General features: G+C 58.5%; 16 protein-coding genes. All 16 read left to right on the top strand.

Features of this window, described 5'->3' with window-relative positions; genetic code table 11:
* Positions 1-48 precede the first annotated feature (48 nt).
* The 16 genes from AC2FIM_RS04150 to AC2FIM_RS04075 all read left to right on the top strand — a co-directional run bounded on the left by AC2FIM_RS04150 (position 49) and on the right by AC2FIM_RS04075 (position 13,262).
* Positions 49-861 carry a class I SAM-dependent methyltransferase gene (locus AC2FIM_RS04150; RefSeq protein ID WP_271947611.1) on the top strand — a complete coding sequence of 271 codons (813 nt, stop codon included), beginning with the start codon at positions 49-51 and terminating at the stop codon, positions 859-861.
* 171 nt (positions 862-1,032) lie between these two features.
* On the top strand, positions 1,033-2,196 hold the full coding sequence (locus AC2FIM_RS04145; protein WP_496676135.1) for a phage portal protein: 1,164 nt from the start codon (positions 1,033-1,035) through the stop codon (positions 2,194-2,196).
* Positions 2,189-2,407, top strand: coding sequence for a GTA head formation protein, RCAP_rcc01685 family (locus tag AC2FIM_RS04140; RefSeq protein WP_142633175.1), 219 nt, complete (start codon positions 2,189-2,191; stop codon positions 2,405-2,407). The genes AC2FIM_RS04145 and AC2FIM_RS04140 overlap by 8 nt, the downstream gene beginning before the upstream one ends.
* Positions 2,408-2,421: 14 nt before the next feature.
* Entirely contained in the window at positions 2,422-2,979 is a 558-nt protein-coding gene (locus tag AC2FIM_RS04135) for an HK97 family phage prohead protease (protein ID WP_271947607.1), read from the top strand.
* A 35-nt stretch (positions 2,980-3,014) separates the two neighbouring features.
* The gene (locus AC2FIM_RS04130; RefSeq protein WP_496676132.1) at positions 3,015-4,193 is read left to right on the top strand and encodes a phage major capsid protein; all 1,179 of its coding nucleotides are present in this window, start codon (positions 3,015-3,017) and stop codon (positions 4,191-4,193) included.
* Between the two features lie 171 nt (positions 4,194-4,364).
* Entirely contained in the window at positions 4,365-4,964 is a 600-nt protein-coding gene (locus AC2FIM_RS04125) for a head-tail connector protein (RefSeq protein WP_271947603.1), read from the top strand.
* Positions 4,961-5,299, top strand: coding sequence for a phage head closure protein (locus AC2FIM_RS04120; RefSeq protein ID WP_271947601.1), 339 nt, complete (start codon positions 4,961-4,963; stop codon positions 5,297-5,299). Before AC2FIM_RS04125 ends, AC2FIM_RS04120 begins: the two co-directional genes overlap by 4 nt.
* Positions 5,296-5,709: a DUF3168 domain-containing protein gene (locus AC2FIM_RS04115; protein ID WP_281994461.1), complete on the top strand. Its 414-nt coding sequence runs from the start codon at positions 5,296-5,298 to the stop codon at positions 5,707-5,709. Before AC2FIM_RS04120 ends, AC2FIM_RS04115 begins: the two co-directional genes overlap by 4 nt.
* Before the next feature lie 20 nt (positions 5,710-5,729).
* On the top strand, positions 5,730-6,143 hold the full coding sequence (locus AC2FIM_RS04110) for a phage major tail protein, TP901-1 family (protein WP_142633188.1): 414 nt from the start codon (positions 5,730-5,732) through the stop codon (positions 6,141-6,143).
* A gap of 2 nt (positions 6,144-6,145) precedes the next feature.
* Entirely contained in the window at positions 6,146-6,466 is a 321-nt protein-coding gene (locus AC2FIM_RS04105; protein ID WP_271947598.1) for a gene transfer agent family protein, read from the top strand.
* The gene (locus AC2FIM_RS04100; protein WP_271947596.1) at positions 6,463-6,672 is read left to right on the top strand and encodes a rcc01693 family protein; all 210 of its coding nucleotides are present in this window, start codon (positions 6,463-6,465) and stop codon (positions 6,670-6,672) included. Before AC2FIM_RS04105 ends, AC2FIM_RS04100 begins: the two co-directional genes overlap by 4 nt.
* Positions 6,659-7,321, top strand: a complete 663-nt coding sequence (locus AC2FIM_RS04095; RefSeq protein ID WP_271947594.1) for an RcGTA-type gene transfer agent tail tape measure protein — start codon at positions 6,659-6,661, stop codon at positions 7,319-7,321. The genes AC2FIM_RS04100 and AC2FIM_RS04095 overlap by 14 nt, the downstream gene beginning before the upstream one ends.
* Before the next feature lie 15 nt (positions 7,322-7,336).
* Positions 7,337-7,969 (top strand): DUF2460 domain-containing protein, encoded by a 633-nt coding sequence (locus AC2FIM_RS04090; protein ID WP_271947592.1) that lies wholly within the window; start codon positions 7,337-7,339, stop codon positions 7,967-7,969.
* The gene (locus AC2FIM_RS04085; RefSeq protein ID WP_271947591.1) at positions 7,969-8,856 is read left to right on the top strand and encodes a phage/gene transfer agent baseplate hub protein; all 888 of its coding nucleotides are present in this window, start codon (positions 7,969-7,971) and stop codon (positions 8,854-8,856) included. The genes AC2FIM_RS04090 and AC2FIM_RS04085 overlap by 1 nt, the downstream gene beginning before the upstream one ends.
* Complete coding sequence (locus AC2FIM_RS04080; protein WP_271947589.1) at positions 8,853-9,299, top strand: C40 family peptidase; 447 nt, start codon at positions 8,853-8,855, stop codon at positions 9,297-9,299. The genes AC2FIM_RS04085 and AC2FIM_RS04080 overlap by 4 nt, the downstream gene beginning before the upstream one ends.
* Positions 9,300-13,262 carry a baseplate multidomain protein megatron gene (locus AC2FIM_RS04075; RefSeq protein ID WP_496676125.1) on the top strand — a complete coding sequence of 1,321 codons (3,963 nt, stop codon included), beginning with the start codon at positions 9,300-9,302 and terminating at the stop codon, positions 13,260-13,262.
* Positions 13,263-13,265 lie beyond the last annotated feature (3 nt).

Below are 13,265 nucleotides of genomic sequence, written 5' to 3'. Positions count from 1 at the left end.
GCTAGGAATACACCCTTTGCGACCACAGGGTCGGGGAGGGATTTCGTAGTGTCTACAAGTGACAAAAACTTCACCGGCTCAATTCCAGACATTTATGATGAATTTCTGGTTCCATTGATTTTCGAATCTTATGCCGCAGACTTGGCAAAGAGAGTCGCTGATACCAAACCCAAAGCTGTTTTGGAGACCGCCGCGGGTAGCGGAGTAGTAACACGTGCGTTGGCCCCGCTGCTGAGCGACGAAATTCGTTATGTGGTTACTGATTTAAATCAACCGATGTTGGACAGAGCGTCAACGCAGCAACCGAAAGCCAATCGAATAGAATGGAAGCAGGCGGATGCGTTGGCGTTGCCCTTTGAGACAAATACATTTGACGTTGTCTGTTGCCAGTTTGGGGTGATGTTTTTTCCTGACAAAGTAGCTGGTTACAAGGAAGCCCTTCGTGTTTTGAAGGATGGCGGGTGTTTTATCTTCAATGTTTGGGACAGTATCGAAGAGAACGAGTTTGCGCATTGCGTGACGAAGACGGCATCTCGGTTTTTCCCGGAAGATCCCCCAGTGTTTTTAGCAAGAACACCCCATGGGCACGGCAATATTGATTCAATTGTCGATGATCTTAAGGAAGCTGGTTTTACGGATATCGAAACACTGACCATTTCCGAGCAAAGCCGAGCGAGCAATCCGCAAGCTCCGGCAGTGGCTTACTGCCAGGGGACACCGCTTAGAAATGAGTTGGAAGAACGTGCTGCGGGCTCATTGACTGAAATTACAGACGCCGCCGCCGCCGACATCGAAAAGCTGTTTGGTAAAGGGCCGGTGTCCGGCAAAATTCAGGGGCATGTTTTTCTTGCGAGACCGTAAACGCCAAATTGATTTTTCTACCCACTCTATTCGCTTCTGCGTTGTGAATTAGTAAGAATTCCAACCCGTTGCCCTACCCCCGTACGTTCTATTCCCGAGGCATAAACTTCTCTGCGTCATAACTCCTTTCAACAAGCCGGACACAGCGGCGACAGAAAGGAGCATCTGGACATGGTATTCGATTTCTTGCGTCGTGGAGCGGCAGAGGAAGCGCCCGAAGCAAAGGCAAGTGCAGCCGGACCCGTGGTTGCATGGCAAACCGGTGGGCGCGTGGCGTGGAGCCCTCGGGACACGGTATCGCTGACGCGGACGGGGTTTTCGGGGAACCCGGTGGGGTTTCGCTCGGTCAAGCTGATTGCCGAGGCGGCGGCGGCGTTACCTTTGGTGCTGCAGGATCAGGCGCAGCGCTATGATGTACATCCGATCCTGTCCCTGATGCGCCGTCCGAATGCCGCACAGGGGCGGGCAGAGTTGATGGAGGCCTTGTTTGCGCAGTTGCTGCTGTCGGGCAATGCCTATGTTGAGGCGGTTCAGGCCGAAGAAGGGCTGCCGGTTGAGCTGCATGTCTTGCGATCCGACCGGATGAGCGTGGTGCCGGGAGCGGATGGCTGGCCCAAGGCGTATGATTACGCTGTGGGCGGCAAGAAACACCGGTTTGCGGCGGAAAACATCTGTCATATCAAATCGTTCCACCCGCAAGATGATCACTACGGGTTCTCGCCGATGCAGGCTGCGGCGATGGCGATTGATGTGCACAACAGCGCGTCTCGGTGGTCAAAATCGCTGCTCGACAATGCAGCGCGACCTTCGGGGGCGCTGGTTTGGAAGGGCGGTGATGGCCAAGGGGTGATGGCCGAGGATCAGTTCCGGCGTCTTTCCGATGAGATCGAGCAGAACTATCGCGGGGCGCGCAATGCTGGTCGTCCGATGGTTCTTGAAGGGGGGTTGGATTGGAAGCCGATGGGCTTTTCGCCCTCGGACATGGAGTTTCAAAAGACCAAGGAAGCCGCCGCCCGCGAGATCGCGCTGGCCTTTGGGGTCCCGCCGATGTTGCTGGGGATCCAGGGCGATGCGACCTATTCGAACTATCAGGAGGCCAACCGGGCGTTTTACCGCCTGACCGTGCTGCCCCTGGTGACGCGGGTGGCGGCGGTGGTGTCGGCGTGGTTGGCCGGCTTTACCGGTGAGGAATTGGTGCTGAAGCCCGATCTGGATCAGGTGCCTGCGCTGTCGGCGGAACGGGACGCGCAATGGGCGCGGGTCAATGGGGCCGAATTCCTGAGCGATGCCGAAAAGCGCGCCTTGCTGGGGCTGCCGGAGCGTGCGGATGGCTGAAGGATATCCGCCATTCGATTGCGCGCCAGGCTTGCGGCTGGCCGCGCATGAGCGGGTGGCCGAGATCCAGCATGAACATCTGTGCAGGCGGCTGGATCAGATCGAAGAGATGATGGAGCGGCTGGAGAGGCGGTTGTGGCTGACGGTGTATGGCGTGGCAGCGGTGATCCTAGCGCAGGCGTTTCAGTCATTCCTTTCAGTAACACCATGAATTCAGCAGGTTACATGGAGAAGATTATGGATTTGGAGCATAAGTTCGCACGGTTCGGAGAGGGCCTTTCGGTGACCCAGGACGCGGTGATCGAAGGTTATGCCAGCCTGTTTGGACAGGTGGATCAGGGCAGTGACGTGGTGCAGAAAGGTGCGTATCGCGGTTCCCTTGAGGGGCTGGCTACAGCGGGCCAAAGGGTCAAGATGCTGTGGCAGCACGATCCGGCGCAACCCATCGGGGTTTGGGACGAGGTGCGCGAGGACGACCGGGGCCTGTGGGTCAAGGGCCGTCTGCTGAAAAGCACGCAAAAGGGCCGCGAGGCGGCCGAGTTGATCCGGGCGGGCGCAATGGATGGCCTGTCGATTGGCTATCGTACCAAGCGCGCCGTGAAGAATGACAAGGGCCAGCGGGTCCTGACCGAACTGGAGCTGTGGGAGGTGTCGCTGGTGACGTTCCCGATGCTGCCCAGTGCGCGGGTGGCGGCAAAGGGGGTGGACCCCGAGGCCGAGAACACCTGGCGCAGTATTGCCGAGGTGTTTGATCACGCCCGGCAGGAGCTGGCGCGAACCTAGCGCGCCGAAACCTCACCCCCAAAAAGGAAGTGCTGATGAGCAAGACCGAAACCCCGGCCTTGACCGGAGAGGGTGTGCCCCTGGTTCAGGAGGTGAAGCAGGCGATGACTGGCTTCGTGAACGAATTCAAGGGCCTGAAGGCTGAAGTTAAAACCAAATTGCAACAGACAGAAGAGCGACTGACCATGCTGGATCGTAAATCAACCATCGCGGCACGCCCGCATCTTGCGGCCTCAATCGAGGACGGTGCACCGCATCAGAAGGCCTTTGATGCCTATGTGCGTTCGGGTGAGGATGACGGCCTGCGTGGGCTTGAGATGGAGGTGAAATCCCTCTCGAGCGCTGTGAACAGTGACGGTGGGTACCTGATTGACCCGCAAACCGCCGAGATCATCAAATCGGTGCTGAAATCTACGGCCTCTATCCGCTCGATTGCTTCGATCGTAAATGTCGAGGCGAACTCGTTCGATGTTTTGATCGACCACACGGATATCGGTGCGGGCTGGGCAGATGAAAATGCTGCGGCGAGCGAAACCAGCACCCCGTCGATTGACCGGATATCGATCCCGCTGCACGAGCTGAGCGCACTGCCCAAAGCCTCGCAGCGACTGCTGGATGACAGCGCGTTCGATGTCGAGGGTTGGCTGGCCGGTCGTATCGCGGACAAGTTTGCACGCGCCGAGGCCTCGGCCTTTATCAACGGCGACGGCGCGGACAAACCCAAGGGTATTCTGAACCACGCCAAGGTCGACAACGATGTCTGGGATTGGGGTAACATTGGCTATGTCCCCACCGGTACCGATGGCGGTGTCGAAGCGGATGCCATTGTGGACGTGGTCTATGCGCTGGGCGCGCAGTACCGGGTCAACGGGACCTTCGTCATGAACTCGAAAACTGCTGGTCTGATCCGCAAGCTGAAAGACAGCGATGGCCGCTTCTTGTGGTCGGACGGTCTGGCTGCTGGTGAGCCGGCGCGGCTGATGGGCTATCCGGTGCTGATCGCCGAAGATATGCCGGATGCGGGAACCGACAGCTTTTCGATTGCTTTCGGTGACTTCCAGGCGGGCTATACCATTGCCGAGCGTCCGGACCTGCGCGTATTGCGTGATCCCTTCAGCGCCAAACCGCATGTTCTGTTCTATGCGACCAAGCGCGTCGGCGGCGATGTCAGCGACTTTGCTGCGATCAAACTCGTGAAATTCGGCACCGCCTAAAGCGGGCTGAATCCCGGGGGGCCTTCGCCCCTCGGGGCGGCGGGCGCGGGTCGGGGCGAGATCCCTGCGTTGTCTAGCTGCTCCCCTCCGTCCGAGCAACGTGGGGCGGCGCGTGCCCGTCAATTCCTGAAGTTACGGCCCCGGAGGGGTCCGAGATTGCGGAGTGAATGGATGATGTTGATCGAAGAAACCGCCATCGCGGATGCGGCGCTGCCGGTGGATCAGTTCAAGGCGCATTTGAGGCTGGGAACAGGCTTTACTGGTGCCAGCGTGCAGGATGAAGTGCTCAAGGGCTTCTTAAGGGCGGCGATTGCTGCGATTGAGGCGCGTACCGGGAAGGTACTTATCACGCGTGAGTTTTCCTGGAGCCTTAACAGTTGGCGTGACCCTGCGGGCGAAGTGCTGCCTGTGGCGCCGGTCTCGACCATCAATACGGTCAGTTTGACGGATGCAGCGGGTACTGAAACCGCCGTTTCGTCTGACAGATACAGATTGGATCGCGATAGCCAGCGCCCGCGGATACGCCCTGCCGGGGCTGTCTTGCCCGCTATTTCGACCGGCGGATCCGTGAAGATCGCGTTTATCGCCGGTATTGCCGGGGAATGGTCAAACTTGCCGGCAGATCTTGGGCAGGCGGTTCTGTTGTTGGCCGCGCATTACTATGAATACCGGGATGAGACCACGTTGGGTGCCGGCTGTATGCCCTTTGGCGTGACCAGCCTGATCCAACGCTATCGTGTGGTTCGTTTTGGTGCAGGGGTGACCCAATGAAGGCACCCCGGCTGAATAGAAAACTGTTGCTTGAATCCTCTGTGCGCACCGCTGATGGCGCCGGTGGGTATCTGGAAACATGGGTCGCCTTGGGCTCGGTTTGGGCCGAAGTCACTGCGCGCAGCGGGTCAGAGAGAAATGTTGCAGGGTTGCCGGTTTCGCGTGTCGGCTACCGGATTGTGGTTCGTGGCAAGCCAGAAGGATCGAGCATGCGCCCCTCGCCGGATCAGCGGTTTGCGGAAGGCACACGCCGTTTCGTTATCCGCGCCGTCGCCGAGCGAGACCCGCGCGGCCAGTACCTGATCTGCTTTGCGGATGAGGAGGTGGCGGTATGAGCTATGGCGTTTCAGCCGCGTTGCAGGCGGCAATCTACCAGAAATTGTCGGAAGACACACAGATCAGCACTCTTTCAGGTGGAGCGATCTATGACGCCGTTCCAGCGGGTTCAGTTCCGCAAACCTATGTGACGCTGGGCCCGGAAGAGGTGCGCGATGCCTCGGACCGATCGGGGACCGGTGCCGTCCATCGTTTCACGGTGTCCGTCGTGTCCGAAGCTGCCGGGTTCGGTGCAGCAAAAACGCTGGCGGGGGCGATTTGTGACGCCTTGGACAGTGCAGGGCTGACCCTGGATCGAGGCCGATTGGTCGGGCTGTGGTTCGAACGTGCCTCGGCCCGTCGGACCGGAACGGGCGGCGCGATCCGCCAGATCGACCTGAGATTCCGCGCCCGCGTGGAAGACGATTAAGTAATCAACGGAGAGAGCAAATGGCTGCCCAGAACGGAAAAGACCTGTTGGTCAAAGTGGATATGAACGGCTCAGGCCTGTTCGAGACCATTGCGGGGCTGCGTGCCACGCGGGTCAGTTTCAATGCGGAAAGTGTCGATGTCACCAGCCTGGAAAGCCAGGGTGGCTGGCGCGAGCTATTGTCGGGCGCGGGGGTCAAGTCGGCCTCGATCTCGGGCTCGGGCGTATTCAAGGACGCGGGAACGGATGAGCGCGCGCGACAGCTGTTCTTTGACGGTGAGACACCTGGTTTTCAGATCATCATCCCGGATTTCGGGATTGTTGAAGGTGCGTTCCAGGTGACCGGCATCGAATATGCGGGCTCTCACAATGGCGAAGCGACCTATGAAATGAGCATGGCAAGCGCCGGTGCTCTGACCTTTACGGCGCTGTAACGATGGCCAATCCGTGGACGGGAGAGGTGGCACTGACCATCGATGGAGAGCAACGGGTTCTGAAGCTGACGTTGGGCGCTTTGGCGGAACTGGAACGGGAGTTGGGCACAGGGACACTGGTTGAACTGGTGCAACGGTTCGAAGGCGGCGCCTATTCCAGCGGTGATGTTCTGGCGCTTATCGTCGCCGGGCTGCGGGGGGGCGGGGCCAATGTCACCCGCGCCGATCTGCTGAGTGCCGAGATTGAGGGCGGGCCAATGCACGGCGCACGTGCTGCGGCCGAGTTGTTGGCAAGGGCCTTCATGGTGCCGGGGCAGGCATGAGCGGGTTCGACTGGCCCGCATTGATGCGGGTCGGATACCTCAGCCTACGCCTGACACCGGATCAATTCTGGAGCCTTACCCCGGCCGAGTTGCGGCTGATGCTGGGGCATGGCGCGGGCATGCCTTCGATGAACAGAATGGGTCTGGACGCGTTGCTGGCGGCCTATCCGGACAAGACAAAAGGAGAGCGTGATGACGGATCGTAACGGGTTGGAAGACCTGCAGGAGCGGGGCGAGGCGCTTGGCGACTCGTTGGGTGATGCGGCATCGATGGCTGCGGCATTTGATGGGCAGATGAAGCGCATCAAAGCAGCCTTTGAGGAAACGGGCAAGGATGTTGCAACGCTGGAGCGTGGCATGTCCGGTGGCCTGCGACGGGCGTTCGATGGTGTCGTGATGGACGGAATGAACTTGTCCGATGCGCTGGACGTGTTGAAGAACTCGATGATCCGCACCGCTTATTCTGCTGCGATCAAACCGGTCACGGATCATTTCGGCGGCCTTCTAGCCAATGGGATCGGAGGTTTTGTGAAGGGCATTCTTCCTTTTGCTGACGGCGGCAGCTTCAGCCAAGGACGGGTGATGCCCTTTGCCAACGGTGGAGTGATCAGCGGTCCAACCACGTTTCCAATGCGTGGGGGCACCGGGCTGATGGGCGAGGCTGGCCCCGAGGCCATCATGCCGCTGGCCCGCGGTACCGATGGGAAATTAGGTGTGCGCATGTCTGGCGGCGGCTCTGCGGTGAACGTGGTGATGAACATCACGACCCCGGACGTGCAGGGTTTTCGTCGAAGCCAAAGCCAGATCGCGGCCCAGATGAGCCGCGCGCTGGGCCGTGGCAATCGCAATAGGTAGATCAGGGAGCAGACCATGAATTTCCACGAAGTGAGATTTCCGGCCAGCCTGAGTTTTGGTTCGGTCGGTGGGCCCGAGAGGCGCACGGATATTGTGACGCTGGCAAACGGGTTCGAAGAGCGCAATACCCCTTGGGCGCATTCGCGGCGTCGCTATGATGCCGGTCTGGGTATGCGATCCTTGGATGACATCGAAACGTTGGTCTCGTTCTTCGAGGCGAGGCAGGGGCAGATGTTTGGATTTCGCTGGAAAGACTGGTCCGATTTCAAATCCGGTGCGGCTACGGGCGAAGTTGCCCAAGGCGACCAGATCATTGCGGAAGGTGATGGCGTAGCGACAGAATTCCAGCTGGTAAAGACCTATTCCTCGGGTGGATTCAGTTATGTAAGGCCGGTCGTCAAACCCGTATTGGGAACCGTCCGCGTAGGCGTCGAGCAGGATGAGATGCGTGAAGGTGTCGACTTCGAGGTGGATCTGAACTCGGGGTTGGTCACGTTCTATTCGCCTCCGCCTGAACGGGTTGATATCACCGCCGGCTTTGAATTCGATGTGCCAGTGAGGTTTGACACCGACAAGATCCAAACAAGTGTCGCGAGTTTTCAGGCAGGGGACGTTCCGAACGTGCCAGTGGTCGAGGTGCGTGTCTGATGGCTGGTGACAAACAGGCCCTGCAGGCCCATCTGCAGAGCGGTCTGACAACGACCTGTCGGTGTTGGGCGATTAGGCGCACAGACGGTGTTCAGCTTGGCTTTACCGACCATGACCTGAAGCTGAGCTTTGAAGGCCTGGACTTCAATGCAAGTTCGGGTCTGACGGCGGCCGCGATCGAGCAGGCAACGGGGCTGTCCATTGATAACTCGGAAGCAATGGGTGCGTTATCGGATGTCGCAGTAACCGAAGAGGATATCGAATCCGGTCGCTTCGACGGGGCCGAGGTGCGGGCATGGCTTGTGAACTGGGCCGATCCATCGCAGCGAATGTTGCAGTTCCGCGGATCAATTGGTGAATTGCGACGGGCAGGTGGGGCTTTTCATGCCGAACTGCGGGGCCTGACAGATAAGTTGAACCGACCTTTGGGCCGGATTTACCAAAAGCCCTGCACAGCCGTGCTGGGCGACAAGGCGTGCGGGTTCAACACCGATGCCCCGGGATATTCTGACGAAGCCGAAATCGTCGGTTTGACGGAGGGCAGTATTTTGCAGCTGCGAGGGGCGGAAACTCACCTTGAGGCATGGTTTGAACGTGGACGACTTGATGTGGTGACAGGCCGTGCGGCTGGGCTGTGGCGGGCGGTCAAGAAGGACCAAAAGACTGACGATGGCCGTTCGATCATACTGTGGTCCGCAATCAGCGGAGGATTGGCCGAAGGCGACAGGGTGAGGCTGACCGCAGGTTGCGACAAGCGCATGACGACCTGTCGCGTGAAGTTCAATAATATCACTAATTTCCAAGGTTTTCCTGACCTGCCTTCCGAAGATTGGGTGATGGCCGTTCCCAAGAACAACGGGGCGAACCGCGGAGGCAGCAGACGATGATCCCGATAAAGCAAAGCATTGTTGATGAGGCCCGAAGCTGGCTTGGTACCCCCTATGTTCATCAAGCTTCTGTCAAAGGGGTCGGAACAGACTGTCTGGGCCTGCTGCGCGGCGTATGGCGGGCGGTGCTTGGGCACGAACCTGAGGCCGTCCCGATCTATAGCATGGATTGGTCTGAACCACAGGGCGAAGAGCGTATGTGGGCCGCAGCACGCCGCCATCTTATCGAGAAAGACCCGGCATGGTTTTCTGTCGGAGACGTGTTGCTGTTTCGTATGCGGGAAAGTGGCGTTGCCAAGCATTTGGGGATTGTCAGCACCTGTCGAGACATCCCTCGGTTCATTCACGCTTATTCCGGACATGGCGTTGTTGAAAGCGCCCTGAGCGACCCGTGGCGACGGCGGGTTGTTTCTTGTTTTGAGTTCCCCACGGAGGATATCTAGATGGCGACGATATTACTGTCTGCGGCGGGTGCCGCAGTTGGCGGAGCCATTGGCGGCACGGTTGCAGGGCTGTCTACGGCAGTTATCGGCCGTGCCATTGGTGCCACTCTTGGGCGTGTCATCGACCAGCGTTTGATGAGCCAGTCGGTCATGGGCAGCGGCAGCGAAGTTGTAGAAACAGGCCGATTGGACCGTTTTCGCCTTACTCAGACGGGCGAGGGCGCCGCTGTCGCCAACATCTTTGGTCGAATGCGTATCGGGGGGCAGGTTATCTGGGCTTCGGATTTTTTGGAAACCCGCAGCACCAGCTCTACCACGCAATCGGTTGGGGGTGGCAAGGGATCCCCCAAGCAGCCCGAGGTTACAACGACCACCAACAGCTACAGCTATTCAGTTTCATTAGCGGTCGCGTTGGGCGCGGGGCAAATATCTGACGTGCCGCGTGTCTGGGCGGATGGCGAAGAGATTGAGCGCAGCAGTTTGAATATGCGCGTCTATCCTGGCACCGACGATCAGCTGCCCGATCCGTTGATCGAAGCAATCGAAGGTACTGGAAATGTCCCGGCCTATCGTGGCACCGCCTATATTGTGATCGAGGATTTGAAGCTGGGCGCTTTTGGAAACCGCGTCCCGCAGTTCTCGTTCGAGGTCGTACGGCAAGAGCAGCCTGGTTTGCCTGATACCGAAAATTCCCTGTCACGTATTGTACGAGGCGTGGCGCTAATGCCTGGGACCGGTGAATATGCACTGGCGTCCCAGCAGGTGAATTACACAAAAGGCCGCGGCCGCAGTTGGGCGGCCAATGTGAATTCGACCTCTGGTTTGCCTGATCTCGTGACGTCCACACAAGCCTTGAAAAGTGAACTTCCGGACTGTGAAGCCGCCTCTTTGGTTGTGTCCTGGTTCGGAAGTGATCTGCGATGCGGTCAATGCAAGATACAACCAAAGGTTCTGCAAAATGGTATCGAAGGCAAAAATATGCCCTGGGGTGTCGCGGGGCTGACAAGGGCAACCGCCCAGATCGTTCGTCAGGAAAATAACGAGCCCGTCTATGGCGCGACACCAGCGGACGCGTCGGTTATTCAAGCGATCCAACACCTTAAGCAAGAGGGGAAGCGGGTCATGTTCTACCCGTTTATCCTGATGGATCAGATCGGTGGAAACGGATTGCCCGACCCGTGGTCTGATGCCAGCGATCAGCCGCACCTTCCCTGGCGCGGTCGCATCACTCTGAGCGTTGCGCCTGGGCGAGACGGGTCTCCCGACCAGATGGCTGAGGCCAATGTTCAGGTGTCCGATTTCTTTGGTCAGGCGCGAGCGGATGATTTTGTTATCGGAAACGGCACTGTTTCCTACTCTGGCCCGCAGGAATGGGGGTTGTGCCGATTTATTCTTCACTACGCTGCCTTGTGTAAGGCGGCAGGTGGGGTGGACTCCTTCTGTATCAGTTCGGAAATGCGTGGTCTTACCCAGATTCGTGGCCTAAACGGATTTCCGGCCGTTGAGCAGCTGCGCGTTTTGGCAGGGCAAGTGCGTAGTATTCTGGGGCCAGACACAAAGATCGGTTATGCGGCGGACTGGAGCGAGTATTTCGGCTACCAGCCAAATGATGGCAGTGGGAATCGCTACTTTCACCTCGATCCGCTTTGGGCGGATGACAACATAGATTTCGTCGGTATCGACAACTACATGCCTCTGTCCGACTGGCGGGACGGTGAAGATCACGTGGATGCGGATGCCGGCGCAAAATCCATCTACGATCTTTCCTATCTGCGTGGGAACATCGAAGGTGGCGAAGGCTATGACTGGTATTATGCCTCGCCCGAAGAAGAGGCGGCACAAATCCGTACGCCGATCGGAGATGGTTCACATAACGAGCCGTGGATCTGGCGTTATAAGGACGTTCGCAACTGGTGGTCACAACCGCATCACGAGCGAATCAATGGTGTGCGTAGCGATAACCCGACTCTTTGGTTGCCAGAGTCCAAGCCCATCTGGTTCACTGAGCTCGGTTGTGCGGCAGTAGACAAAGGCACCAACCAGCCCAACAAGTTTCTAGACCCTAAATCTTCAGAATCCGGGTTGCCGAAATATTCAAACGGGCTTCGGGACGACTTTCTGCAGACGCAATACCTCAGGGCGGTTCTTGGCTATTGGTCGGACGCAGATATCAATCCAGTTTCATCCAGCTATGGCGGCCCGATGGTGGACGTGTACAATGCCTATGTCTGGGCGTGGGATGCGCGGCCCTATCCGACCTTTCCAAACCTGCGCAGCCAGTGGAGCGATGGGGCCAACTATGCCCGCGGCCATTGGCTTAATGGGCGTTCCGGCTCACGAACGCTGGCCTCTGTTGTGACCGAGCTTTGCCATGCTGCCGGTGTTACCGAGATTGATGTCTCGGGCCTTTACGGTTCCGTTCAGGGCTATGCGGTTGAACAGGTTTCGGATGCCCGTTCGGCATTGCAACCGCTCATGCTGCGGTATTGTTTCGATGCGCTTGAACGCGAAGGAAAACTGATCTTTCAGATGCGGGATGGCGCACGTGCCCTGACCCTGAATGAAGAGCAGTTGGCCATCACTTCGGACATTGACGGACACGTGGAATATCGCCGCGAGGCTGAGGCGGAAATGTCCGGCCGTGTCAGGCTGCGCTTTGTTCAGTCTGATGCTGACCATGAAATAGCCTCGGAAGAGGCTGTGTTGCCTGATGATGAAACCCATTCGGTATCGGTAAATGAGATGCCGTTGTCCATGACGCGGGCCGAGGGGCGTCAAACGGTGGAACGCTGGCTGAGTGAGGCGCGTGTCTCGCGCGAAACGGCCAGATTTGCATTGCCGCCATCGCTTTTGAATGTCGGGGCAGGGGATGTTGTGCAGCTGGTCAGCGGTGGGCAGGATGCGCGCTATCGTATCGACAGACTGGAACAGGCTGAAATGCAACTGGCCGAGGCGGTCCGGATTGAGCCCGGCGTTTACACGCCCCCGGATGCCCCCGCTGATGAGGTTTCTGCGAAGCCATTCATCGCTCCGGTGCCGGTGCTGCCGGTATTCTTGGACCTGCCTCTGATCACCGGTTCCGAAGTGCCGCATGCGCCATATCTTGCGGTTGCAGCAGACCCCTGGCCAGGAAGCGTTGCGGTGTACGCCGCATCAAGCGATGAGGATTACGCGTTGCAACAGGTGATTACAGGGCAGGCCATAATAGGCTTCACCGAAAGCCCGATGCGAAGGGCCAGTGCCGGACTTTGGGACGAGGGCGATGCCTTGCAGGTCAATCTGGTAGATGGCCTGTTGGAATCTCGTCCACGGTCTGCCTTGTTAAGCGGGGCAAATCTTGCGGCGATTGGCGACGGAACGCCGGACAACTGGGAGGTGTTCCAATTCGCGGATGCGGCTTTGCAATCCACGGGCGTCTACAGCCTGTCCGGGCGGTTGCGCGGTCAGCTGGGGACAGATGCGATTATGCCCGATCTCTGGCCCGAAGGATCAATGTTCGTGTTGTTGGACGAACGTGTCTTCCAGACAGGGTTGTTGCGGTCGGAACGTGGCCTGACCAAACATTACCGCATTGGCCCCGCAACCAGAGGGTACGAAGATCCCTCTTACGAGCATCTGGTCGAGGCCTTTGAAGGCAATGGTTTGCGGCCCTATGCCCCCTCTCATCTTCGCGTGCAGCAATCCAGCTCGAGGGACGTGTTCTCATGGGTGCGGCGGACACGTCTGGATGGCGATGACTGGTCCGGGCTGGATGTGCCGTTGAATGAAGAAACCGAAGCCTACCTTGTTCAGGTCCGGCAGAATGGTAGCCTGATCCGCGAAGAGGTCGTTGCCCAGCCGGATTGGAATTACACGTCGTCCATGAAGGCCGGTGACGCTGCAACTGGGTCTTATGAGGTGTCGGTTTCGCAGATATCTGCGGCTTACGGACCTGGATTGCCTGTCAGGCTGCAGGTCGGATAGGCG

The organism is Ruegeria sp. CDSC052 (genome assembly GCF_059610685.1).
Note: the sequence above shows the minus strand (reverse complement) of the source record. Positions and strands in the feature narration are given on the sequence as shown.